This is a genomic window from Paenibacillus sp. sgz302191, from assembly GCF_057749925.1.
Map to the genome: position 1 here is coordinate 21,395 of NZ_JBYLHY010000013.1, position 23,644 is coordinate 45,038.

The 23,644-nt window shown below is 51.6% G+C and carries 20 protein-coding genes and 2 pseudogenes; 14 read left to right on the forward strand and 8 right to left on the reverse strand.

What is annotated here, in order from left to right; all coding sequences use genetic code 11:
• Positions 1-76: 76 nt before the first annotated feature.
• Complete coding sequence (locus tag AC3G2T_RS19295; RefSeq protein WP_474685905.1) at positions 77-415, reverse strand: L,D-transpeptidase; 339 nt, start codon at positions 413-415, stop codon at positions 77-79.
• Between the two features lie 338 nt (positions 416-753).
• On the opposite strand from AC3G2T_RS19295, the gene AC3G2T_RS19300 reads away from it, so the two are divergent.
• From AC3G2T_RS19300 to AC3G2T_RS19325, 6 genes and pseudogenes are all read left to right on the forward strand, one after another.
• The gene (locus tag AC3G2T_RS19300) at positions 754-2,589 is read left to right on the forward strand and encodes an ABC transporter substrate-binding protein (RefSeq protein ID WP_474685907.1); all 1,836 of its coding nucleotides are present in this window, start codon (positions 754-756) and stop codon (positions 2,587-2,589) included.
• A gap of 87 nt (positions 2,590-2,676) precedes the next feature.
• Positions 2,677-3,687, forward strand: coding sequence for an ABC transporter permease (locus AC3G2T_RS19305; RefSeq protein WP_474685909.1), 1,011 nt, complete (start codon positions 2,677-2,679; stop codon positions 3,685-3,687).
• A gap of 2 nt (positions 3,688-3,689) precedes the next feature.
• Positions 3,690-4,526 (forward strand): ABC transporter permease, encoded by an 837-nt coding sequence (locus AC3G2T_RS19310; RefSeq protein WP_474685911.1) that lies wholly within the window; start codon positions 3,690-3,692, stop codon positions 4,524-4,526.
• 2 nt (positions 4,527-4,528) lie between these two features.
• Positions 4,529-5,539: an ABC transporter ATP-binding protein gene (locus AC3G2T_RS19315; RefSeq protein WP_488436576.1), complete on the forward strand. Its 1,011-nt coding sequence runs from the start codon at positions 4,529-4,531 to the stop codon at positions 5,537-5,539.
• Positions 5,526-6,326: an ABC transporter ATP-binding protein gene (locus AC3G2T_RS19320; protein WP_474685915.1), complete on the forward strand. Its 801-nt coding sequence runs from the start codon at positions 5,526-5,528 to the stop codon at positions 6,324-6,326. Before AC3G2T_RS19315 ends, AC3G2T_RS19320 begins: the two co-directional genes overlap by 14 nt.
• A gap of 453 nt (positions 6,327-6,779) precedes the next feature.
• Positions 6,780-7,088, forward strand: a pseudogene (locus tag AC3G2T_RS19325) (GMC oxidoreductase); the annotation flags it as partial.
• 319 nt (positions 7,089-7,407) lie between these two features.
• Here the strand turns inward: AC3G2T_RS19325 and AC3G2T_RS19330 are convergent.
• The 3 genes and pseudogenes from AC3G2T_RS19330 to AC3G2T_RS19340 form a co-directional block, all read right to left on the reverse strand.
• A complete protein-coding gene (locus AC3G2T_RS19330) occupies positions 7,408-7,899 on the reverse strand; it encodes a hypothetical protein (protein WP_488436577.1) in 492 nt (163 codons plus the stop codon).
• 268 nt (positions 7,900-8,167) lie between these two features.
• A pseudogene (locus AC3G2T_RS19335) lies at positions 8,168-8,290 on the reverse strand (SDR family oxidoreductase); the annotation flags it as partial.
• Positions 8,291-8,610: 320 nt separating this feature from the next.
• Positions 8,611-8,910, reverse strand: a complete 300-nt coding sequence (locus AC3G2T_RS19340; protein ID WP_488436578.1) for a hypothetical protein — start codon at positions 8,908-8,910, stop codon at positions 8,611-8,613.
• Between the two features lie 315 nt (positions 8,911-9,225).
• On the opposite strand from AC3G2T_RS19340, the gene AC3G2T_RS19345 reads away from it, so the two are divergent.
• A complete protein-coding gene (locus tag AC3G2T_RS19345) occupies positions 9,226-9,558 on the forward strand; it encodes a reverse transcriptase domain-containing protein (protein WP_488436669.1) in 333 nt (110 codons plus the stop codon).
• On the opposite strand, the gene AC3G2T_RS19350 is transcribed toward AC3G2T_RS19345, so the two are convergent.
• Positions 9,541-10,896 (reverse strand): S-layer homology domain-containing protein, encoded by a 1,356-nt coding sequence (locus AC3G2T_RS19350; RefSeq protein ID WP_488436579.1) that lies wholly within the window; start codon positions 10,894-10,896, stop codon positions 9,541-9,543. The genes AC3G2T_RS19345 and AC3G2T_RS19350 overlap by 18 nt on opposite strands.
• A 255-nt stretch (positions 10,897-11,151) precedes the next feature.
• Between AC3G2T_RS19350 and coaD the strand changes: the two genes are divergently transcribed.
• From coaD to AC3G2T_RS19365, 3 genes are all read left to right on the forward strand, one after another.
• Entirely contained in the window at positions 11,152-11,640 is a 489-nt protein-coding gene (gene coaD / locus AC3G2T_RS19355) for a pantetheine-phosphate adenylyltransferase (RefSeq protein ID WP_474681670.1), read from the forward strand.
• A 2-nt stretch (positions 11,641-11,642) separates the two neighbouring features.
• Positions 11,643-12,395 (forward strand): MBL fold metallo-hydrolase, encoded by a 753-nt coding sequence (locus AC3G2T_RS19360; protein WP_488436580.1) that lies wholly within the window; start codon positions 11,643-11,645, stop codon positions 12,393-12,395.
• Positions 12,396-12,482: 87 nt separating this feature from the next.
• A complete protein-coding gene (locus tag AC3G2T_RS19365) occupies positions 12,483-13,364 on the forward strand; it encodes a radical SAM/SPASM domain-containing protein (protein WP_474681668.1) in 882 nt (293 codons plus the stop codon).
• A gap of 111 nt (positions 13,365-13,475) precedes the next feature.
• On the opposite strand, the gene AC3G2T_RS19370 is transcribed toward AC3G2T_RS19365, so the two are convergent.
• A complete protein-coding gene (locus AC3G2T_RS19370; protein ID WP_474681667.1) occupies positions 13,476-13,919 on the reverse strand; it encodes a MarR family winged helix-turn-helix transcriptional regulator in 444 nt (147 codons plus the stop codon).
• Positions 13,920-14,134: 215 nt separating this feature from the next.
• Between AC3G2T_RS19370 and AC3G2T_RS19375 the strand changes: the two genes are divergently transcribed.
• Together AC3G2T_RS19375 and AC3G2T_RS19380 are read left to right on the forward strand one after the other, a co-directional pair.
• On the forward strand, positions 14,135-15,901 hold the full coding sequence (locus AC3G2T_RS19375; protein ID WP_488436581.1) for an ABC transporter ATP-binding protein: 1,767 nt from the start codon (positions 14,135-14,137) through the stop codon (positions 15,899-15,901).
• The gene (locus AC3G2T_RS19380; protein ID WP_488436582.1) at positions 15,879-17,663 is read left to right on the forward strand and encodes an ABC transporter ATP-binding protein; all 1,785 of its coding nucleotides are present in this window, start codon (positions 15,879-15,881) and stop codon (positions 17,661-17,663) included. Before AC3G2T_RS19375 ends, AC3G2T_RS19380 begins: the two co-directional genes overlap by 23 nt.
• A gap of 940 nt (positions 17,664-18,603) precedes the next feature.
• On the opposite strand, the gene AC3G2T_RS19385 is transcribed toward AC3G2T_RS19380, so the two are convergent.
• Together AC3G2T_RS19385 and AC3G2T_RS19390 are read right to left on the reverse strand one after the other, a co-directional pair.
• On the reverse strand, positions 18,604-18,834 hold the full coding sequence (locus AC3G2T_RS19385) for a VOC family protein (protein ID WP_488436583.1): 231 nt from the start codon (positions 18,832-18,834) through the stop codon (positions 18,604-18,606).
• A gap of 630 nt (positions 18,835-19,464) precedes the next feature.
• Positions 19,465-20,919 (reverse strand): DNA/RNA non-specific endonuclease, encoded by a 1,455-nt coding sequence (locus AC3G2T_RS19390; protein WP_488436584.1) that lies wholly within the window; start codon positions 20,917-20,919, stop codon positions 19,465-19,467.
• Positions 20,920-21,230: 311 nt separating this feature from the next.
• Here AC3G2T_RS19390 and AC3G2T_RS19395 point away from each other — a divergent pair, with 311 nt between their 5' ends.
• Positions 21,231-21,509 carry a heterocycloanthracin/sonorensin family bacteriocin gene (locus AC3G2T_RS19395; protein ID WP_488436585.1) on the forward strand — a complete coding sequence of 93 codons (279 nt, stop codon included), beginning with the start codon at positions 21,231-21,233 and terminating at the stop codon, positions 21,507-21,509.
• A gap of 171 nt (positions 21,510-21,680) precedes the next feature.
• Positions 21,681-23,642, forward strand: a complete 1,962-nt coding sequence (locus AC3G2T_RS19400; RefSeq protein WP_488436670.1) for a putative thiazole-containing bacteriocin maturation protein — start codon at positions 21,681-21,683, stop codon at positions 23,640-23,642.
• Positions 23,643-23,644: the final 2 nt, after the last annotated feature.

The window sequence follows — 23,644 nt, forward strand, 5'->3', positions numbered from 1 at the left end:
TCTAGTAAAAATAGCGCATGGAAATCAAAATAAATATTAGATCGAATCATTCTCGGTTTTAGAATGAAGGAACCGCTTAAGAGCGAATCGTCACCCCGGTATGAAGCGGGACAAGCCTGGCTAATTCGAGCACGTCATGGTTGTGCAGCCGGATGCAGCCGTGCGAAACGTGCCGTCCGATCGAGGAAGGATCGTTCGTGCCGTGAATGCCGTAGTGGGGCTTGCTGAGCCCCATCCAGAACGCTCCGAACGGGCCTCCGGGGTTCGGTACTTTATTGATAATGGTAAAGTGCCCGGTCGGCGTTTGCGTGAGCATTTTGCCTATGCCGATCGGATAAGATTTGACTACCGTATCGCCATCCAGGAGATAGAGCCGGAAGCTGGGAAGGTCGATAATGATGCGGTATTTGGGCATGATCGAATCACCTCGCTATATTCTATGCGGCGGGCGATGCGGCAAATTCAACTGCGACAAAAAAATAACAGTTGTTGTTATTTACCCGAAAACGCTGAATACAATATTAATGTGAGAGCGCTGCCATTTGCATGCCGGCCGGTTGGCTCCATTCATGTCATTCTTTTTCACGTATGCGAAACAGCCCAATCGTTTGGATGGGTTTATTATATAAGAGAAAATGTAATCGCTTACAACGTGTGATATGAAAGGGAAGGCGCCCTGCGTCCGACCTTGCATATACCATATGGGAACTTTTCCAAGTTTTCATATGAAATTACATGAATGGAGGGGCATACATGAAGTTTAAACATGCCGGCAGCCCGATTGCTGCGCTTACCATGGCGGCAGTCATGTTCACAGGATGCACCACACCGCCGCCTACCACCGCGAGTCAGCAGCCCAGTCCGACAGTGGGGCAAGAAACCGCCCGGACCGCAACCCCGCAGCCGACGGCGGCACAGCAAGCAGGGACGGGCGACGCCAAGGAAACGCCGAGAAACGAGACGCTTTACGTCAACGGTTTGCAGTGGGGGGCTCCCACCAACTTCAACCTGCTCAGCGGCAACCCGGCTTTTCCGATCAACTACGGAAATTCCCGGGAATTGATTTACGAGACTTTGTTCATGATCAACCAGTTGGATGGCAAAATGGAACCGCTGCTCGGCTCCAAATACGCCTGGACCGACGACATGACTTTAAAAATCGATCTGAATAAGGATGCGAAATGGAGCGACGGCAAGCCTTTTACGGCGGACGATGTCGTCTACACTTACAAGCTGGCGAAAAAATATGACATTAACTGGAGCAGTTACTGGGCTTATATAGAGGATGTATCCGCCGACGGAGCGAATGCGGTCAACATCAAACTGAGCAAATCGAATCCGAACAAGCTTACGGTGCTCGAAAGTATCGAAATGATCCCCATGCTTCCGAAGCATGTATGGGAAGAGGTGGAGAAGAAGGCGGGCAACGACCTGGCCGCGATCCGCAAGGAAGTCAATGCCGATCCGGTAGGAACGGGTCCGTACAAAATGTATTTTTACAACGACCAAAAAATTGTCGTCAGCCGGGATGACAACTATTGGGGCAAATCGCTGTTCGGCAAGCTTCCCGCGCCCAAATATATCGCGCATATCATTTACAAGGATAATGCCGCAGGCGACCTTGCTTTCAAGAACGGCCAGGTCGACGTATCCCAGCAGTTCACTCCGCAGGTATGGAACATGTGGAAGAACGGCGCTCCCATCAAAACGTATTTGAAGGACGCCCCTTACTATTTGCCGGGCTCGATGCCGTCCATTTTCTTCAATTTGTCGAAAAAAGGGCTTGATAATGCCGATGTCCGGCGGGCGCTCGCGATGAGCATCGACTACAAAAAAATATCCGATCTCGCCATGAGCGGATATTCGGCGGCCATGCAGCCTTCGCTGACGCTGGCCACCGACGCCGAAGCCAAGTATGTCGATCAGGCCGCCATCAAGCCGCTGCAGTGGACGACGGACGTCAAAGGCGCGAACGAGCTGCTCGACAAAATCGGCGCAAAGAAAGGCGCCGACGGCATCCGCGTGCTGAACGGCACAAGGCTCGGGCCTTACGACATCGAATGTCCGTACGGGTGGTCCGATTGGAACGCCGCGCTGGAAATCGTGGCGCAAAGCGCCAAGGCGATCGGCATCGAAATCAGAACGAAATTCCCCGAGGCGCCGGTATGGACCAACGATTATCAGACAGGCAAGTTCGATATCATTATGAACACCCCGGCCGGCGGAGTCAGCCCGAGCCAGCCATGGAACAGGGCGCGGACGATTATGTACTCCAAGGGCGTTGCGCCGATCGGCGAAATGGCGTTCTGGAACTGGGGCCGGTACAAAAACGACAAGGCGGACGAAATTATCGATAAAATCCCGACCCTATCCGACGGGGCGCAGCTTAAAAATCTGTATACGGACCTTACCACAATGTGGCTGACCGACGTTCCGTCCGTGCCGCTGATGTACAGACCATGGGTATTTCATACCGTAAACGAAACTGTTTGGAAAGGGTTCCCTGTGGACGGCGACGGAAGCAACATTCCTCCGCAGATCGCCATGGACGGGGCCGGCGTCAGAGCGCTGTATCAAATTCATAACTAACCGGAAAGGGGCCTGTATGGGAGAAGCGGATTTGTCCTGTATAGGCTTCTTTTTGTCCGAAAAGCTCAAGCAGGAGGTGCTCAAGCTTTGAATGCCTATGCCAAATATTTTGTCAAAAAGTTGTTCTGGTATCTGCTTACGCTCGTCATAGCGGTCGCCTTAAATTTCATTTTGCCGAGACTGATTCAGGGAAACCCTGTCAGCAGCATCGTCTCGCAAGTGACCCAGGGCATGACCGACAGCGATACGATCAAAAAAGTGTACGAAACGTTCATGACCGAATTCGGCGTCGATAAGCCGCTCGGCACGCAATTTGCCATCTACGTCAAAAACTTGCTGACAGGCAACCTGGGTACGTCCTTCGGCCTGTATCCGAAAAAAGTGACGGACATTTTGGCTTCCGCCATTCCGTGGACGGTTGCGCTCCAACTGCCCGCCATATTGGTCGGGTGGCTGCTGGGCAACATGCTCGGCGCCGTAGCGGCTTACAAAAAGGGCGTTCTGGACAAAGTGATTTTTCCGGTCGCTTTATTTATTAATTCGATTCCTTTTTTTACTTTGGCGATTATTATGCTGTTCGTCTTTGCGCTTCACTTGCATTGGTTTCCGCCGTCCGGAGGGTACGATTACCAGATGATTCCGAACCTGAGCATGGATTTCATCCTTTCCGTCATCAGGCATCATACGCTGCCGTTCCTCTCGATTGTGCTCGTAACCATCGGCGGGCAGGCGATCGGCATGAGGGAGATGTCGATTTATGAATTGAATTCCGACTATGTGCTGTACAGCAAGCTGCTCGGCATCCGCGATTCGAAAATCGCCAAGTACGTGTTTAAAAATGCGATGCTGCCGCAAATTACCGGCCTCGCCTTATCGATCGGCACGATGGTCGGCGGTTCGCTCATTTGCGAAATCGTATTCAGCTATCCCGGCATCGGCACTTGGCTGTTTACGGCGATCCGGCAGCTGGACTACCCGCTCATCTCCGGCTGTACGCTGTTGATCGCGGTCACCGTCCTGCTGGCGAATTTCCTGATCGAAATCATTTACGGCATTGTCGATCCGAGAATCAAGGCTGCGCAAATGGAGGATCAATGACTATGACGCATACGGTCCGAATTTTACTGAAATCCCCCAAATTTATGATCGGAGCGGTGGCGCTGGTGATCATGCTGGCGCTAGTTACCGTGTACCCGCTTATCAACCGCAGCGATCCGCTTGAGATGGTCGCGCTCGCTTTCCAGCCGCCGGGCGGCGGCATGATTTTGGGCTCGGACAACTTCGGCCGGGACATTTTTCTCGAACTGATGTACGGGATACGGACTTCCGTCAAGGTAGGGCTGATCGCAGGCGTCTGCGCCACCGTCATCGGGCTCGTTATCGGGCTGGCCTCGGGCTATATCGGAGGCTTGTGGGACAACATTTTGACGACCGTCACCAACATTTTTATCGTCATCCCGTCTTTTATTATTTTGATTCTGGTCTCGGTCAGCATCAACTCCCGGAGCTCCCTTGTGACGGCGCTGATCATCGGCATAACGAGCTGGCCGTGGACGGCGAGGTCGGTGCGGGCCCAAACAACTTCGCTGCGGGGCAGGGACCATGTGAACATCGCCAAAATTTCCGGACACAGTACGCCGACAATTATCGTTTCCGAAATTCTTCCTTACATCGCCTCCTATGTCGTCATGGCTTTCGTTCTGCAAACCGCATCCGGCATTTTGGCGGAAGCTTCCATTTCCATGCTGGGTCTGGGGCCTTACAACACCATTTCGCTCGGTATTTTGATGAACTGGGCTCTGGTGTTCGAAGCTCCGGTGGCAGGGGCCTGGTGGGCGTTCATTCCGGCGGCTTTCTCCATTGCGGTCATTACCTTCTCGCTGTACATGATGAATACGGGGATGGACGAAATATTCAACCCTAAAATAAGGAGCTAGCTATGAGCAAACTTATTCTGGAAGTGAAAAACTTAAAAACCTATTACAAAACCCGGTTAAAAGAAAAGGTGTACGCGGTCGACGGAGTTGACTTCGTGCTGGAAGACGGCAAAACTTTGGGGATCGCCGGCGAGTCCGGCTGCGGCAAGTCCACGCTGGCACTCAGTCTGATGGGCTTTTATTTCGCTCCGCTCCATTATGGCAGCGGCTCCATCTCGGTCGACGGCACGGATATTATGAAGCTTGACAAGGAGCAGCTCAGGAAGCAGGTCTCCGGCCGGGAAATCGCCTACATTCCGCAAGCGGCCATGAACGCGTTAAATCCGACGATGAAAATCATTCGCTTTATTGAAGATATAATGAAAGAGCATCGGCCCGAGCTGACCAAACAGCAGGTGTGGGCGCTGGCAGCGGAACGTTTTGAAACGTTGAATTTGTCGCCGAACGTGCTGAATGCGTATCCGAATGAGCTTTCAGGAGGCATGAAGCAAAGAACGGTGATCGCGATTTCCACCATACTGAACCCGAAAGTGCTGATCGCCGATGAACCGACCTCCGCGCTGGACGTCACCTCGCAGAAGGCGGTGGTTAAGCTTTTGAAGGATTTGCTGGAAAAAAAATTCATCCGCTCGCTCGTGTTCATTACGCATGAACTCCCGCTGCTCTACCATGTTACCGACGATATTGTCGTCATGTACGCCGGCGAAATCGTCGAAAGGGGGGCGTCGCACCAGATGATTTTCGATCCGCTTCACCCTTACACGAAAAAGCTGATGGGCTCCATCATCGTTCCGGAAGAAGGCATGAAGCGGCACAAGCTGGCAGCGATTCCGGGGGCTCCGCCGAACTTGAAAAATGTGCCCGACGGGTGCAGGTTCGCAGATCGCTGCTCCTATGCGCAGGATGCGTGCAAGGCGGGCAAAGTAGCCGGCGTAACGGTGGATGGCCGCATGTACCGGTGCCATTTTGAAGTCCGGACGTTAAAGGAGTGGTATGCGAATGAGCGGCAGTGACGTACTGATTAGCGGGCAGCAGATTACGAAAGTTTTCGGGTACGGCAAAAACAAGACGACCGCCGTGCAGGATGTGAGCTTCGACTTCCGCGAAGGGGAGATCGCCTCCATCGTCGGGGAAAGCGGCAGCGGCAAAACGACTGTGGCCAAAATCATCATGGGGCTGCTGAAGGAGACAAGCGGGACTATCGAGTACAAGGGGGAGCGGCGGCAGCTAAAAACGCACGCAAGTCGGAAGGCGTACTGGAAAGATATCCAGGCAATATTCCAGGACCCTTTTTCCTCGTTCAATTTGTTCCACAAAGTCGACAAGCTGCTGATGGATTGCATCAAACTGCAAGGGCTGAAGCTGACCAAAGAAGAGCAGTTTCAGAAGATGAAAGAAGCTTGTTCGTTCGTCAATTTGAAATTTGAGGAGCTGTACAACAAATATCCGTTCGAGCTTTCCGGCGGGCAGATGCAGCGGCTTATGATCGCGCGGATTTTCATACTGCACCCGAAGGTGCTGATTGCCGACGAGCCGACATCGATGGTGGATGCCTGCTCCCGCTCGACGATTCTCGATATGCTGCTGAAGCTGCGCGATGAAAACAACATGACGATCATTTTCATTACGCACGATGTCGGGCTGGCCTATTATGTAAGCGATACGATATACATTATGGAAAAAGGCAAAATCGTGGAAAGAGGCAGCGCGGAGGACATCATTCTCCATCCGTCGCACCGGTATACGAAGCAGTTGATCGCCGACGTGCCGAAAATTCATTCAGCCTGGAATCTGGCTTGAACATGCGGAAAGACGCCTTCCCGAACCCGAAGGGGAGCGTCTTTTTGCATCTTTCGCGTGCCGGGCGGGGCTCGTCCGCGGAGTACCGGCGCGGGCGAATCCCGGGCGCGCGTTGTGCCGCCGGGCACATGGCGGCGGTCGCCCCCGCGCGACGGTAGAAAGCCTGCACTTTCGCAGGCTATGGAGAAACCCGCGCGCCAGAGCCGGCCGGTCGCACCATCCGCCTGGTTGCGTGAAGAAAACCTGCAAAAGTACAGTTTTTGCTCGACGGATGCGCCGGCCACGGCATATTCCTGCAAATGTGCAGGCTTTTCGCCGCGAACATGGGCTCAGGTTCATTTTTGGCGAAAATTCCTGCACTTTCGCAGGCTTTTCGCTAAAATGAACCACTTTCCCGGAGAAAACCTGCACTTTCGCAGGTTTTTTTCCCGGGGAGCCGCCTTATCCCCCCAGTTCAGATACGGAGATAATGACCGGAAACTCATCGACCATGCGGTAGGTAAAATGAGAGAAATACTCGCGGCTGCGGGAGGCACAGTTGAATTCGTCATTCCTGACACCGCTCATATGATGGGGGGCTGCCGGATGGGGAATGATCCCAAATCCTCAGTCGTTAATTCGTTTGGACAAACTCACGATATTCCCAACCTTTTTATTTGCGACGCGAGCATTTTTGTCACGTCAGGTGCCGGAATTCTTACGAATATGGTCATGTCGCTAGCGCTCCGAACGGCAGACTATATCAAAGAGAAAGCGAAGAAGCATAAGAGCGGAGTTTTTTTCCATCATGGTTACTCAAGTGACATGAAGCATCCAAGAGATGGAAATATTCATGAAAGAAAATAAAATAGGGCAGGACATTTGCCGAAATTGAATATCGGGACATTTCCGATCTATAATGACGGCCCCGCCATAAAACGGCCCTGACGAAACACGCAGCGTGCAGGGTATGGCGGGCGAAAACCGGAGAGTGATCAGCTGTAATTGTCGGAGCAGTCTTTTTTCCAAAACGAGAATCCGCAGTTAAAATACAGGAAGCTGCACAATTGCAGGCCTTGTGGGCCGCCGCATCGCCGCGAACCTAGATGCCGAAACCTTTCATCAGCGGCATAACGAATTTAAGCACGCCCATGCCTATTTTCATAAAACTGCCGATTGATCCGAAAAAGTTTCCGCCCCCCAAACCGCCTAATCCTCCGGCTGCCCCGGCTCCTCCGGTTCCTCCGGTTCCTCCGGCTCCCCCAAGACCGCCCAAAAGCCCGCCTAAATCGCCTAAACCTCCGGATTTGCCGAGCAGATTGCCCAGACCGCCTAACGCGCCCAATCCGCCCAGCGACGAAATTTGCGCTTTCGCTCTGGCCGGATTTCGGGACAGCTTCCGCTTGCCTTTTACGCCTTCGATCAGCAGTTCCCCGTCCTGCGCTTCCCGGACAATTCCGCAATAGCAGCTTCCGTCTTTCGTTACAATTAGAACAGGCACTCTGTTCATAACCGCCTGAATTTGCGCCATCGTTTGCGGTTCCGGGCGGCTCCCGGCCCTTTTATGGTTGGATGTTCCCGCTCTTTTTTTCATAAATGCTTGCACGCCCTCTCGAATGTCTCGTCCTCTATTATTTATGTTATGACGAGCGTGCCGCCTTTGACTGCGCAAGTATGGAGAAATGCGCCCCATTTATTTCCGCTTAGGGGGGCTAAACGGAAATAAATTCACAAGGGGCACCTCACGAAACGGAAAAATCGTACGCTAAGCAATTCATTGCATGAAAAACCGGCCCCTTTATTCAAAAGGAATCCGGTATTTGGAATCGTCGTAACAACAATTGCTGTAATAATGCGTGACTTTACAAATGAGAGCCCCCACTGGCATCAATCAATTGCCCGGTTACCCAACGGCTGTCGGGAGAAGCTAGAAAAGCAGCAATATCCGCGACATCTTCTGGTTGCCCCCACCTTCCAAAGGTAGCATCAATGGGGAAAAAATCAGGACAACAGCCACTAAAGTATTCTTCTATTTTAATTTTAAAAGGAGAATATAAAATTAATTGTTCTACCCACCCAAGTACGCCAAAGCCAATAACCAAAAAAATGACTATCCGTAACAGTTCCAATAAGAATAAAAAAGGTTTAGACAGACTAATCAAGCTCCCCCTGGTTGAAGATTGTTGAAGCAGGGATTATCACCTATATATTACCATTCGATCCGGATCCGAAAGCACTCGACATCCTAGCGATTGAAGATTTGCTTCTGCTTTGGCAAGCCGATTCAAATCGTTCTCGGCCAGGTTCACAGTAGTTTTTCCTTGCCTATTTGTTGAAGGTCCTCTTCAAGAAGAAGATTTGCCCTATCCAAAATGTCATTTGCAAATTCACGCAAATCACGCAATTCTGAGGAAAACACTATTTTTTTCTTGAAATCCAAATTGACTATTTCTTGAATTCTCAGCGAAGACTCATTTTTGGCAATAATGGCCCATGATCCGCTTTTGGTTATCTGATTGGTTTCCCATAATTGTGACGAAACATGTATGATCTGACGGTATAACTCCTGCAGCTCCAGGATTAATTCTTGTTTATCTTTATTCATATTATTAGTCGTCCTTTTCAATCAATATATCAGCTCTGTAGTCTCCAGAAGTGGCAGTTCCTTTCACTCTACGTAACACTTATCGTAAAAGTCAAATCTATACTTGACCGGAGGATAATGCCGAAGATGAAACTGCTCTTTAAATAGCGGTTGAAAGCTATATTTTTATAACTTCGTTCACATCATATTTAAGCTTTCTGACTCAATTATACCATCAATGTATAGAGAAAACTTGCAGAATATGGGTTCGTATTGAATTGGGAACGGTGCGTACTCTCCGGAACCTAAAACCCTAAAGGGTAAGATCTGAATGAGCTGGATTGGGAGCTGGAAAAAGAAAAAGTACGATTCGTCCGCTATGCGGACGATTTCGTACTCTTTGGACGAGAGGAAGATGAGGTACGACGTGGGGAAGATATCGTTCAATCGACCATGATGAAATTGCGATTGAAACTTTCCCCCGAAAAGACCAAGACGCTTCACCTGATCGAGAAGACTACGCCAGAGGGAAGGATTATTCCTGAGCTGGAATATCTCGGCGTAGCTATCCAAGGCTGGTTTCGGAAGCGAGATGGGGCATGGAGCTTTGGATTGAGATGTACTTCGGAAGAGCTGAGGAATTACCGCGACTTACTTGTAGCCGCCTAACAAGTAGTTGTAAAACGGCTCGTCCACCCAAAATTTATAGCTGTCCACCTGCAGGCTCGAATCGATTTTGTTGATGCCTGCCGCGAGATCGGCGGATTTGTCGTTCAAGGTAAAGGATTGCGCGTAATAATGGCCTTTAGTAATTTTGTTGTTGGAAATTTGTTTATAATCCGGAAGCTCGGTCAAAGAATAGTAGAGCGGCTGCCACCAGGAGGCGTAAATCAGGCCTTTCGCATCCTCACTGTTCTTTTTGGCATATTGGAAAATGACGGATTGGAACTTATTCTTTTGCTCCGCATTGTCAAACTCGAACTCGATATCGTATTCTTTGGAATAAGCGATATAATTGCCGTTCTCGATCTGCACCACCTGGTAATCGTCCGTTTGCGTCGGCTCGCCCCATTCCTTCAAATAAATGAAGGCCGACGTCTTGGGCTCCAGCTGCACTTTGGCCTGAATGCCTTCGCTGCGCAGCAAGCCGATCAGCTGAACGGCATGCGTAATGTCGGAATGCCCGTAGGTGAGCGACAGCTTCGGATCGAAATTCGCGTCATACCGGGTATCCTTCAAGTTGTAGCCGGTCACGAGATTTTGCCTCAAAGCTTTGTCAAAAACGGCGCGCAGCTCCTTGGCGGAAATAAGATCCTCCGTCTTCCAGGCTTCCTGCACTTTGCCGAAAATGTCATCGTCCGTCGTCAAGCCGAGATAATGCTTGTAATGGCCCTGGAAATCGAGGATTTTGACTAGCAAATCGCCGGTAAAACGCTCATCAGCAGCTGCTTCAGGCTTGAAATCGGCGTGCCGCTCTTTGGCGAGGAGCCCCGTATCTACAGCGGCAGCCAGCTCTTGCGCAGCTTGCTCGGTGAGCGCCCCGGTCTGCCCGGCGCCCAGCTTAAGCTTGGCCAGCGCGGTTTTGATTTTGTCCTGGGGATATGTATAAGCCAGTTCCTTCAAACCGGCCGCTTTGACCGCGATAAAAGTCGCTTGCAGCTCGGTAAGCGGCAGCTCGCCCTGCAGCTGTTTTTCCGTAATAATTCCGTTCTCGTACAGCGCCCGGGCCGCGTCATAATAAGGGCTGCTCTTTTGCACATCGGTAAAAGGATTGGACTGATCTTTGGGCTGCAGCTTCAAAATGCTGTTGACCGCATTGACGAAGTCGCCTTTGGTTAAGGAAGCAGCCAGGCTGACGTTGTAATGATCTTTCAAAAATTGCTTGTATTCCGCGTTCGCTTGACCGGATTGCGCAGCGAATGCCGCCTGATGAACTGTACCGAACGATAATAGAGCGGCGGATAATGCGATGGCGCGTATGGTTTGGGCAGATTTCAATAGTTTCATAGATGACGTGCACCTCCGTTTATTAATTCACATGGGAATAGTATGAATTTGACGCATAATATATCATTATTCGGCGGGACTGTCAATGCGATTTTCGCTCGTTCCTTCTTCTTTTCTCAAAAGGAATCCGCCGACCGACCGCGAATTCATACATAGGAGTCTGTCCGATGAACCACGTATCTCCGTCGGACAGACTCATAGATGCCGGAAAACCGTACATGCAACGAGACTGGATTCGAAAAGGAAGGTGTTGTCATGAAAGCCGTATACGCCGGGAGTTTTGATCCGATTACGCTGGGTCATTTATCCGTTATTGAGAGGGCGCTGAAAATGTTCGACGAAGTCCACGTCGTCATCGCCAACAACCGTTCGAAGAAGCACCTGTTTACGATCGAACAAAGGACCGAGCTGGTCGGGGTATCCATTTCCCCCAGGCAGCAGGAGCGGACGAAGATCGTGCCCTATGAAGGAATCGTCGCGGATTACATTAATGCCCACGGCATTCATGTCGTCATTCGCGGCATCCGCAATGCGACAGATCTCGATTACGAGCTCCAGATGGAGCAGTACATAAGAAATACGACCGATGCGGATACGGTATACTTGTCGCCTTTTACTCCTAACATGCAAACGAGCAGTTCGCTTGTGCGCATGTTTTTGCTCTCGAATAAAGCGGAATTCGCCAGAAATTATATGGCGCCCGCAGCCTTTGAAAAAATCCAAACCTATAAGAAAGAGGGATAGCGATGAAATTTACGGTGATCGGCCAATGGGGCGCCTATCCGAAAGCGGGAGAAGCTACGGCAGGCTATTTGCTGGAGCATGGGCAGGAGCGCATCCTGATCGATTGCGGGAGCGGCGTGCTGTCCTGCCTGCAAAAGTATGCCAAGCTCGATCAGCTTACCGCCGCGATCATTACGCATACGCATCACGATCATATCGCCGATTTCGGCTGCCTGCAGTACGCCTGTCTGATCGACACCGATTTGCAAATAAGGACGGCGGATCTGCCGGTTTATATAGCTCGCGACCCGAAGCCGGCGGAGCAGGGCGGATACGCCTCGATGAAAGGCACAGCCGTCCGCGCTGTGTCCGCGGCGGATACGCTGCGTTTCGGCGACATGGAGCTGTCTTTTTTCCAAACGTTTCATGAAGTGTACTGCCTGGCGGTGAAAGTGAAAGTCGGCGGCCAAGTGCTGGTCTATACCGCCGACACGTACTACGACGATTCGTTGATCGAATTTTGCCGCGGGGCGGACGTGTTGATCGCCGAAGCTTCCTTTTACGCCGGATTCGATCAAGCGCGGAAATACGGGCACATGAACGCGCACGAAGCGGGGCGGCTGGCCGAGCAGGCGAATGTAAAAAAGCTGGCGCTGACGCATTTGCCGCATTTTGGAGACGTAAGCAGGCTGCCTGTAGAGGCGGGCGAAATGTACCGGGGCGAGATCGTTTTGGCCGCGCAGGGGACGGTTTTTACGTTTGCCGCCGAAGGTTGAGCAGGATCTGACATTGACATGCATGCCCGGCCATGTGTAAGTTTAAAGTAAAGGAACATGTCTGATCAGAACTGGAGTATCCACATAATGAAGAAGTTTAAAAAATTTTATATTGAAATTACGAGCGTCTGCAATTTGGCCTGCACGTTTTGCCCTCCGACGCAGCGAAAGGCCAACTTCATTGCCGTCGACGATTTTGCCAAGACGCTCGATCAAATCAAGCCGCATACGGACTATATTTATTTTCACGTAAAAGGAGAGCCGCTGCTGCATCCCAAAATCGACGAGCTGCTGGACCTGAGCCACGAACGCGGCCTTAAAGTCAATATTACGTCCAACGGCACGCTCATTGCCAAAAACAGGCACAAGCTGCTGAACAAGCCGGCGCTCAGACAGATGAATTTTTCGCTGCACAGCTTTGACGGGCACGAAGGTTCCAAAGACAAGGCGGGATATTTGGCCGGCATTCTCGGCTTTATCAAGGAAGCCGCCGCCGCCTCGTCCGACATCATCTTTTCGCTGCGCCTGTGGAATTTGAACCGGGACAACGCGACGAATCAGGAGCGGCAGCGAAACCGCGAGCTGCTCGGCATGATCGAGCAGGAGTTTAATCTCGACTACAAAATCGAGGAGCAAGTCGTGCGCGGGAAAGGAACCCAAATTGCCGACCGCATCTATATCAATCAGGATTACGAGTTCGTATGGCCTGCTCTGAAAGAAGAGGAGGACGAGGGCAAAGGGTTCTGTCACGGCTTGCGCAACCAGGCCGGCATTCTTGTGGACGGTACCGTTATTCCTTGTTGTCTGGACGGAGAAGGGGTTATCAATCTGGGCAATATTCATCAAAAGCACTTCTCGGACATCATCGAGGGCGAGCGCGCGACCCGGTTGTACGACGGCTTCTCCCGAAGGGAAGTCGTTGAAGAGTTGTGCCGCAAATGCGACTACCGGCGAAGATTCAGCCTGTGACCCAAAGGCGCGGCCAAAGCTTGGGGGCATGGTCCGCGGTCGCGGCGGCTCCGAACCGAAGCCGGCGCCCGGTCGCTAACGCCGCGACCTGGGCAATCCCTGCGAATCTGCTTACTGCAGGTCGGAGGGATTTTTCTTTTCGATATTTGCGTTGATTTGATCGAGCGCTTTGCGCAAAACCGCAACCTCATCCTTCGGAATGTCCTGAAGGACGCTTTGCACGAGCTCGGCCTCGATCGGCGCCAGCAGTTCGCTTAGCGCGCGGCCGCTGTCCGTTGCATAAGTCAAAAAGGAGCGGCGGTCTTCCTCGTTCGCGACCCTTTTGACCATACCCTTGCGCTCCAGTTGGTCGAGAATGCGGGTAACGTTCGTCGGGTCTTTTTCAATTCGGATCGACAGCTCTTTTTGGGAAATTCCATCGTCTTCGGCCAGTTTGTTCAGAACCGACCACTGTTCGGGGGTAATCTCGTAGGGTTGGAATCGAAGTGTAAGCAATTGATTCAGTTTCCTTGCCGTTTTGCTGATGATGAAGCCCATGGAATCGTTTACAGTCACTTGAAGTTTTCACCTTCTTATTTATGAAAATGGGAACGGATCGAACCCGCCGATCACTTTATTATCGCCTTCCGGGCGGTCCGATGTCAATGAATCCCGGACGATCCAAGTTCCAGGAGGACACAATTTCCCTGCGATATCGCCTATTTTAAAACGAATACCGTATAATGACAGTAAAGGGCAACGTGATCACAAGCATAGGAAGTGACTCTCTTTTGAACTCTACACGGTTATTAAGCGATTATCTCAAAGAGAAATGGTTGATGTATGCTGCCGCGGCGCTAATGATTTCGGTGGGAAATATCGTGTACTCGTACTACCCCAAGCTGCTCGGACAGTTCACGGATCATCTGCAGCAGGGCGACTTGACCCGTTCGCGCATCATCGAATACAGCCTGGGACTGCTCGCGATCGGCGTTACGTACGGGTTACTGATCGCCATCGGACAGTATATGATCATGCGGTTCGGCAGGCGGTTCGAATATGTTGCGCGGAATCGCCTGTTCGAGCATTTTACGAAGCTGAGCGCAAGCTTTTACTCGAAGCATGGCGTTGGGAAGCTTCTGAGCTATGTGGTCAACGATGTGACCGCCGTCAGGGAATCGATATCGATGGGCATCAACCAGATCGTGAACTCCACGATTTTGATCGGGGCCGTCATCGTTTCGATGCTGTTCAGCTCGATTCCCTATTACCTGATCGCGGTTTGCGTCGCGCCGATGGTCTCGATCCCGTTCATCGTCGTCCGGTTCAGCCCTGTGATCCGAAAGCGGTCGCTGCTCGTGCAGGAGGCGCTGAGCAAAATGACGGAATCGGCGGAAGAGCAATTCGGCGGCATCCGGGTCGCCAAAAAGTTCGCCGTCGAATCGATTATGAACCGCCGGTTCGGCGATACGGTCGACCGCATTCGCGACAGCCAGCTTCGCCTCGTACGGCTGTCCTCGCTGTTTGAGGCGCTGATTCCGTTTCTCGGCGCACTGTCGCTGATCGTCACGCTGGCGTATGGCGGCTATTTGACGATTCATCAGCGGATTACGCTGGGCCATTTTGTATCGCTGACGCTGTACATCCGCATGATGGTTAACCCGCTTCAGCAAATCGGCCGGGTCATCAATACGATGCAGCGGTCAAGAGCGTCGCTGGAGCGGATCAACGATTTGCTCGATCTGAAATCGGACATTCAGGAGCTTGAAGAGCCCGAGGAAGCGGATTTCGAGCATTCGGCCATACGCATCGAACACTTGTCGTTCGCATATCCCGGCGAGGAAGACGAAGTGCTGCACGATATCAGCCTGCGGATTGAACCGGGTAAGTCGCTAGGCATTATCGGCAAAACGGGCAGCGGCAAAACGACGCTCGTCAAGCTGCTGCTGCGCATTTACGATCCGCCGGAAGGCACGGTCTGGATCGGCGACAAAGATATCCGCGAGCATACGCTGGAAAGCTTGCGCAGCCAGATCGCCTACGTGCCGCAGGAAGGCTTCCTGTTTAGCACGACGATCCGCGACAACATCGCGTTTTACCGCAGGGATACGCCGCTCGATCAGGTGGAGCACGCCGCGCGCAAAGCGGAAATATTCGCCAGCATCGCGTCGTTCCCCGAGCGGTTCGAGACGAAGCTGGGCGAGCGGGGCGTCACGCTGTCCGGCGGGCAGCGCCAGCGAACGAGTCTGGCGAGAGGCATCATCAAAGATTCGCCGCTGATGATTTTGGACGACAGCGTCAGCGCCGTGGATTCGGTGACGGAGAAGCATATCATCGATACGATTCGCCGGGAGCGCTCAGCGAAAACGACGATCTGGATCGCACACCGGATCAGCGCCCTGAAGCACACGGACGAGATCATCGTGCTGGACGAAGGGCGGATCGTGCAGCGCGGGACGCACCGGGAGCTGCTTGAGCAGAACGGCTTGTATGCCAAGCTGCACGCCATCCAGGAAGGAAGGAGGATGGCGGACGATGACGAAACCTCCTTCAAATAAAGCCGGCATGTCGGCATTCCGCATGTTATCCTATTATGCCAAGCCGCATAAATATACGTTCCTGCTCGTGCTCTGCTGCACGCTGCTGGGCATTGCGGCGGATTTGCTTCAGCCGTATTTGGTCAAAATCGCCATCGACGACAATCTGATGAGCGGCCGCAACGATTACCGCTCGCTCGTGGTCATCTGTCTGTTTTACCTTGGCTTGTCCGTCGGCAGCCTGTTTTTCACCTATGTGCAAAACAATTTGCTGCAGTTTGCGGGCCAAAGCGTCGTCGCCCGCATACGCAAAGATTTGTTCGCGCATATTTTCCGCATGTCGATGTCCTACTACGACCGCACGCCGAGCGGCAGCCTGATTACGCACGTATCGAGCGATACGGAGACGCTGAATCAATTTTTCACGCAGGTGCTGCTCAGTTTGATGCGCGACGGCATGACACTGGTCTTTATTATTGTGCTGATGTTCCATCTCGATCCGCAGCTTACTTTATACAGCATGATCGTAATCCCCGTAATAGCGGTTATCGCGATCGGGTTTCGCACTTATATGCGCAAAACATACCAGCTGTCGAGATCGCAACTGTCCCAGCTAATTGGCTTCGCCGCCGAAAATTTGTCCGGCATGCACCTGATTCAAGCGTTTCACCAGGAACGCGAGCAAAACGGCCGGTTTTCCGAGCGCAATCAGGGGTATTTTCGCGCCAACCTGCGGGAAGTCCGGACGAACGTGCTGTTCAACCGCTCTTTTGATATGCTGGGCAATCTCTCGGTAGCGTTCATCACCTGGCTGGGCGGCATGGCGGTCTTTCATAAAACGATCGAGTTCGGCGTGCTGTATGCCTTCATCACTTATATTCGGCAATTTTTCCAGCCGATCAACAGCATCACGCAGCAGTGGAACACGCTGCAATCCGCAACCGTATCCGTGAACCGGATCTGGAACGTCTTTTCGACGCAGCCGGACATTACCGACGCGGAGCGTCCGGCGAAAGTGGATATAGCGCAGGTGAAAGGGGCCATCGATTTTAACCGCGTCAGCTTCGGCTACCGGGAAGATGCGACGGTGATCGATCATTTGAACCTGTCGATCCGGCCGGGGGAAATGATCGGCATCGTCGGCACGACGGGCGCGGGAAAAAGCTCGCTCATCAGCCTGCTGTGCAGGTTCTACGATGTGCGGGAGGGAAGCATCGAAATCGACGGCACCGATATTCGCGATATCCGGCAGGCGGATCTGCACCGCATCGTCGGGCTCGTGCAGCAGGAGCCGTACTTGTATTCCGGCAGCATTTTGGACAACGTCCGCATGTTCGACGAAACGATCGGACGGGAGGATGTCATGCGCGCATGCAGGCTCGTCGGCGCCGATCCGCTGATCATGCGGATGAAAGACGGCTACGATACCCGCGTATCGGAGCGGGGAAGCGGGCTGTCCGCCGGCGAGCGGCAGCTGATTTCTTTTGCCCGCATCATCGTGTTCCAGCCGAAGGTGTTGATCCTCGACGAAGCGACGGCAAATCTTGACTCGCACACGGAGCAGCTGATTCAAGCGGCTCTGCAGGTCGTAGCCGAGGGCAGAACTTCGCTCATCATCGCGCATCGCATCTCGACGATCGTCGGCGCGGACCGCATCATCGTGATGCGCGAGGGCCGGATCGTCGAGGAGGGCACGCACGGCGAGCTGCTGCAGCGGCAGGGCTACTACGAGCAGCTGTACTTGCATTCGCTGGGCGAGGCGGCGTCCGGCCGCACGGTTTGAGCCGGCGGTATGGGTGAGACCGGGCCGGGCCGTTGCGGGCCGGGGGTACAAGCCGCGGCGGTCTGGGACGCGAAGGTCCCGGACCGCGGGCGCTTCCGCCGGAAGCCGGAAGGCGCGAGTTATCGCGGAGCGATTATGGCCCGGCGGAAGGGAAGCCCCATGGCAGTCCCATGGGGGGCGCATGGCGCCGATCCGGCGACCATGTCTAGTTTCGCCGCCCAAGTTAGCGCAGCCGTTCATTGAAACGGCTTGGCAGGCCAAAAACCTGCGAAAGTGCAGGTTTTTTCCATGGATGCGGCCGGAATGGCGGGAAAGCCTGCAAATGTGCAGGAATTTCCCGGACATGACGGGGCGTAGCGTGACTTTGGGCCGGAAAACCTGCACATTTGCAGGAATTTTGCGCTGCAAGCGGATCAACGGGAAAAAACCTGCACTTTTGCAGGTTTTTGCCGTATCGGCGAGTAGAAGACCGTGCCCATGGCGATGCATTACTTTCATCTTCATGGGTACCGCCCAACGGCATAGGGGCTTTAGCAGGTTTTCTCCGCGTCGGCGAGTAGAAGACCGTGCCCTTGGTGATGCATTACTTTCATCTTCATGGGTACCGCCCAACGGCATGGGGGCTTTAGCAGGTTTTCTCCGCTGTTGCCTGCGCCCTTGGCGAAGCAAGCTTGTCTCCCGGAAGCACTGTGGATTTTGCGATTCACGCATCGTCGGAATTAAGCTTTATAGCAGGCGTATTTCCAGCGTTAGTGCGTCTGCCGACCGCCGTCATGCGGCGCAATACCGCGCACCGGGGGGCCGCACGGACCAAAGGCCGCCGGTTGACTGGCGGCCGTAATATTTTTGCGCATGTCAGGCGGTTTAATCGGCGGTGATCATCCAATTGACACCGTATTTATCCGTGAGTTCTCCGTAGAACAAGCCGAAAGGCTGCAGTTCAAAAGGCTTTTTCACTGCCGCCTAACGCAAGCTTTGCGAATGCTTCGCTGGCTTCTGAATCTGTTTTGTAGGATACATTTAGCAAAATACCAGAGCCTTGCGTCAACGGCTCCAATGAATCAGCCATGAAAATTGAATTTCCTCCGGCAACAGCCAGGCATAAATGCATGACTTTGTCCTTAAGCTCGTGTTGTGCGCCCATTGACTGCTCATGCGTCATAACAGACAAGATCTCTCCGCCTAGCGATTGCGTGTAGAACTCAGCTTGAGAACGCGCATCCTCCGATAAAAGAAAAGGCCTCAAATGTCCCAATGTCGACACATCCTTTCAATTTGGATTTTAGAATTGTACAAGTTTTATTATACGTGAATTGCACATCCGCCTTTCTTATGGATTGCTATATCCGCGTAGCTGCCGATCATCCGCAGCAAAAAAAGCCTGCGACCTGCAGTTCCAATAGGGAACATGCAGATTCGCAGGCCAAGCACATCGTTCTTCTCTTTGGCGTCCCGCTGAATAAACTCGGCCGGGCACAATTGAACGACAAGCGTCGCGTTTTGGTAATTTACAGGTAAAAATTGAATTGCTGCAATTTCTACGGAATGTCCGCATAGGCCGGATAGGCGAGCTCTTCGTTTGCGCCGGTGGCGGAACGAATCAAATGCTCCTTCGACATGCGCACCGCGCGGTTTTTCGCGTTTCGCGTTGCCTGTATCCTGCTGATTAACAATGATTGTAAATTTGTTGCGCATTAACGGGCTGCGATTTTCCCTGTGACACAAAGAATGAAGGATCGATGGATTTTATTCCAACGATCCTTATCTTTAAGCTTAAATATGTATTTGGGCAATTATTATATTACTTCGTAGGACCATTATCAACACTGGCCTTAAGGACATTTCGGATGCTGGTAGGTACTGAAGAAAGGAAATTATAGCCAGTCAAAGACTCAATATCATTTACACTTACTCGATAGTTGCCCCATGGCTGACTAGAAACCGTCTGATCATTTGGCATCAGAACAGAAATGACTCTGGTTGAAGATGTTATTCTGCTAATATCATTATTTCCGTTAGGCAGCACTACGATTATTTTCCATGTCTTTGACGGTACCACAACACCGTTCCCTACAGTAGTCATGTATCCATTGGACCCGGTGCCTCCGCTTCCGTAACCTCCGGCTATAATATATACCTCGTTGCCGGACGTAACAAGCGAACGTTCATAATCCTCCAAGTTTGCCCAGGTAACCTCGTTGTTATTTGGCGCTTGAGGAATCATATTATCCATCAGGAATGTTGCTGAATTGTTGGCAACGGAAGATGTACGGTCTCCGGAAGGGCACATGTGTCCTCTGTCGAATCCAGTCCCCGAAAATTCACTCGCTTTAACCTCATACCATCCTGACGGCAGTGTGGTGTCCGGGCGAAAATCATCCTGTCGCGCTGTACTGCTAAGATCAGCCGAACCCAAGTGCCAACTGGTCCAGTTAGGCTCGTGTTTGCTGTTATTGTAAGAAAAAACATATTGTGATTTAATCATCAAATAATTATTGGAATTGGATATATCGCTGGTTGCACCGCTTGGATTGCCTAATCCCATATTATCGTCATCATTAGGTGGCGCTAATGGCGGCTGTGCTGCGTTTGAGGAATTATGAGGATTTATGCTGCTTGTAATATACAGGTCGTTTGCATTATTGGCAGTGTCCCAACCATTACCTTGATCCTGAGCTGTTCCGCCGTTGTTATCTTTCCGTTCTGCACTTGTAGTATTTGAAAGTGTGCCTACAGGAGAAGTTTCTGAATCATTTGCAGAACCGTAGCCTACAAAATCCACAACATTTGAATCTGTTGAGCCGGATACCGATGTAGTGACTTTTGCCAATGCAACTTTTCCGCTGCTTGCGCTTAAGTTTATAGTGCCTGTTATATCAGGTGACGGCAGGTTAACTGTTCCGCTGCCTCCGCTTGCTTCTGCGATTAAAAAGTATTGATGAGCGTCAATGCTGCCCGATATATTTGTGATGTTACTAAATGAGCCGCTTGCAGAAGCGTACTGAACGGACCATCCGGACAAGTTTATGCTGGAATTCGTAGGATTGTAGAGTTCAATAAAATCATTTTTGTACGACGAACCACTGTTCCCGCCACCACCATAAATTTGACTAATAACAACATGAGATGAAGCAGCAGCATTTGCATGCGTATTGAAAAAAATTCCTGAAAAGCAGAAAAACGCAAACCACACGCCTAACAAAATTGCACCCTTTTTTTTCACAAATCCCTTTCTTCTTTTTAATAATTTCAACATGAGCCACATCCTTCTTGTAGTATAGTCTAGGGTTGCCGTAAACCCTTACTAAGAATAGAACGGATTTATTAACTCGCTGTTAGCTAGATATTAAGTCTATTTGTAGATATTTAGATAGGAAAAGCACTAAAATATAGGCATTTTGATCAGTAACAAGAGCGGAACTGAGTTCATATGTTGTCATGGGGGTAATCGAATAATGGGCGGATCTCATAGGGGAAGTTGTTTCCTGATTATCTTGGTTCTGTTCATTTTACCAGTGCCAGAGCATGCTGCCGGCACAACAATTTATTAAACGGAGGTTTTAGCAAATGAATGATTTCCAAAATGATCTACAGAAGTTGAATGTTTCCGAGTTCAGTGCGACAGAGGTGACGCCTTGGGACGCGCAAGGCCAGCAAGATGCTCGATTATGCGTCTTCTTTTGCTCTACCTGTACCAACTGCTCTACCTGCACCAACTGCTTTAATTGCACCAATTGCTTTACCTGCACCAATTGCTTCAATTGCTCCAATTGCTTTAATTGTCACCGATGCCACAATTGCCACAACTGTCATAACTGTCATAACTGCCATCGCTGCCACCGTTGAGGACATTGAATTGGTTCTTGCCGATAATGGAAAGCCCCTCCAGCAAACCGAGGGGTTTTTCCCATGTCTAGCTTCTCTTAAAGAATAAGACATGAGGGACAATTAGCTGTACATAAGATTATTTGTGAAGAGGTGAAGCAGATTGAGAACAGCTTACGGAGGAGGAATAGAATGGCAAATTTGAGCCCTTCGATGCGACCGAAGATGAATAGAGATACGTTTTTTCTCCCTGATCCAAACGGTAGTGTGTATTTTCGAAACAATGTAAGCTCGTTCCGCATGGAAGGAGAATCGATCGATCAGTGGATTGAAAAGCTGATACCGATATTCAACGGGGAGCATAGGTTGGCGGATTTGACAGACGGATTGCCGGACGGACACCGGAACCAGGTATATGGAATTGCAGAAATGTTGTATCGTAATGGGTTTGTTCGGGATGTGAGTCAAGACACTCCACATCAATTGTCTGAAGAGGTTCTTCAAAAGTATGCTTCTCAAATTGAATTTTTGGACCATTTCGGTGATTCGGGTGCGTACCGGTTTCAATCCTATCGTCAGTCCAAAGTATTGGCGGTCGGCTCCGGACCATTTTTGATCTCGCTCATTTCCGCGCTGCTTGAATCCGGATTGCCCAAGTTACACGTGCTGGTCTCGGGCTCAGAGCCGACCGATCGGCAACGGATGCTGGAACTGGCGGCATATGCTCGTAAAACGGACCCCGAGGCAGCCATAGAGGAGGTTACCCTGCAGAAGGAGGGGATTCGTAGTTGGCGGGAGGCTGTTAGGCCGTTTGATTCGATTTTGTTTGTGTCACAGGAGGGTGATATCGAGGAACTGCGGGTTCTACATGGGGTGTGCAGAGAGGAGAAGAAGCTGTTTCTTCCCGCTGTTTGTCTGCAGCAGGCGGGTATGGCGGGCCCTCTTGTGCATCCGGACTCTGAGGGCTGCTGGGAGTCAGCGTGGCGCAGCATACACGAATCCGCAATTTGTAAAGACCCGGAGCTGCACGCCTTTTCTTCCACAGCGGGAGCGCTGTTAGCGAATGTGGCCGTGTTTGAATTATTAAAAAAGATTACAGGAACGAACGATTCGGAACCAAGCAATCGATTCTTCCTGCTTAATCTGGAGACTCTGGAAGGAAAATGGCATTCGTTCATGTCCCATCCGCTTGTGACCGGACGTACCGCAGTTGAATGGATTCACGATTTCGAACAGCAGCTCGAGCGGAGATCAAGCAAAAGTGAGAGCGGCTTGCTTCCTTACTTCAGCCGGTTGGCATCGGCGGAATCAGGGATTTTCCATATTTGGGAGGAGGAGGACTTAAAGCAGCTGCCGCTCTCTCAGTGTCGCGTCCAGCCAATCGATCCGCTATCGGAAGGGCCGGCTAGGCTGCTGCCGGACATTATTTGTACCGATCTGACGCATGAAGGAGCGCGGCGGGAAGCAGGGCTGGCTGGGATTGAAGCGTATGTGTCGCGAATGGCAGGCCTGCTCGTAGCGGCGCTTTCCTCCCATCAGGAGGCAGAGGGCAGCAAGATAGAACCGCAGCAATTTATCGGCGTCGGAGCGGGAGAAACGGTTGCGGAAGGCATTGGCCGGGGGCTGCTAAGGTGTTTGGCTGAGGAGATGGGCAAGCAACTGGCGTGTCAGGAGCCGTCTGTCTTTCGAGTACAATTGTCTGCGATAGAAGATAAACATTGCCAGTTTTATTTGCAGGCTTTGACGACGATGATGGGAGCGCCGATGATTGGCTTGGGAGAGACAGTGTCCGGTTTCCCAGTGGTTTGGGTCGGTACGGGTGATCGCTGGTATGGCGGTGTAGGCTTGAATGTAACTTTTGCGTTGCGGAATGCTTTGCAACAGGCTCTATTGGAGGCACAAAACCAACCGGCTAGTCTCACATCGCAACATTTGGAGGTATCGTCCGTAAGTCTGGCGGAACAGTTGCCGCTAAGCCTTGAGATTCCATCCTGCGAAGCGACGGTAAAATCGGAGGTTCTGCAGTCCGCCTTGCAGGTCTTGGAACGGAACTGTAAACGGCTCTTGGTCTTCGATCTGGCCGTAGAACCATTTTCGAAAGAAGAAATGGCAGGAGTGTTTGGCGTGTTGCTGCGAGAGGAGGAATCCCGGTGAGC

What these genes read in the sequence shown, in the direction of transcription:
- AC3G2T_RS19295 (WP_474685905.1), bottom strand. Translation starts at nt 415, where the DNA reads ATGCCCAAATACCGCATCATTATCGACCTTCCCAGCTTCCGGCTCTAT.
- AC3G2T_RS19300 (WP_474685907.1), top strand. Translation starts at nt 754, where the DNA reads ATGAAGTTTAAACATGCCGGCAGCCCGATTGCTGCGCTTACCATGGCG.
- AC3G2T_RS19310 (WP_474685911.1), top strand. Translation starts at nt 3,690, where the DNA reads ATGACGCATACGGTCCGAATTTTACTGAAATCCCCCAAATTTATGATC.
- AC3G2T_RS19315 (WP_488436576.1), top strand. Translation starts at nt 4,529, where the DNA reads ATGAGCAAACTTATTCTGGAAGTGAAAAACTTAAAAACCTATTACAAA.
- AC3G2T_RS19320 (WP_474685915.1), top strand. Translation starts at nt 5,526, where the DNA reads ATGAGCGGCAGTGACGTACTGATTAGCGGGCAGCAGATTACGAAAGTT.
- AC3G2T_RS19330 (WP_488436577.1), bottom strand. Translation starts at nt 7,899, where the DNA reads ATGAAAAAAAGAGCGGGAACATCCAACCATAAAAGGGCCGGGAGCCGC.
- AC3G2T_RS19340 (WP_488436578.1), bottom strand. Translation starts at nt 8,910, where the DNA reads ATGAATAAAGATAAACAAGAATTAATCCTGGAGCTGCAGGAGTTATAC.
- AC3G2T_RS19350 (WP_488436579.1), bottom strand. Translation starts at nt 10,896, where the DNA reads ATGAAACTATTGAAATCTGCCCAAACCATACGCGCCATCGCATTATCC.
- coaD (WP_474681670.1), top strand. Translation starts at nt 11,152, where the DNA reads ATGAAAGCCGTATACGCCGGGAGTTTTGATCCGATTACGCTGGGTCAT.
- AC3G2T_RS19360 (WP_488436580.1), top strand. Translation starts at nt 11,643, where the DNA reads ATGAAATTTACGGTGATCGGCCAATGGGGCGCCTATCCGAAAGCGGGA.
- AC3G2T_RS19365 (WP_474681668.1), top strand. Translation starts at nt 12,483, where the DNA reads ATGAAGAAGTTTAAAAAATTTTATATTGAAATTACGAGCGTCTGCAAT.
- AC3G2T_RS19380 (WP_488436582.1), top strand. Translation starts at nt 15,879, where the DNA reads ATGACGAAACCTCCTTCAAATAAAGCCGGCATGTCGGCATTCCGCATG.
- AC3G2T_RS19390 (WP_488436584.1), bottom strand. Translation starts at nt 20,919, where the DNA reads ATGTTGAAATTATTAAAAAGAAGAAAGGGATTTGTGAAAAAAAAGGGT.
- AC3G2T_RS19395 (WP_488436585.1), top strand. Translation starts at nt 21,231, where the DNA reads ATGAATGATTTCCAAAATGATCTACAGAAGTTGAATGTTTCCGAGTTC.
- AC3G2T_RS19400 (WP_488436670.1), top strand. Translation starts at nt 21,681, where the DNA reads ATGGCAAATTTGAGCCCTTCGATGCGACCGAAGATGAATAGAGATACG.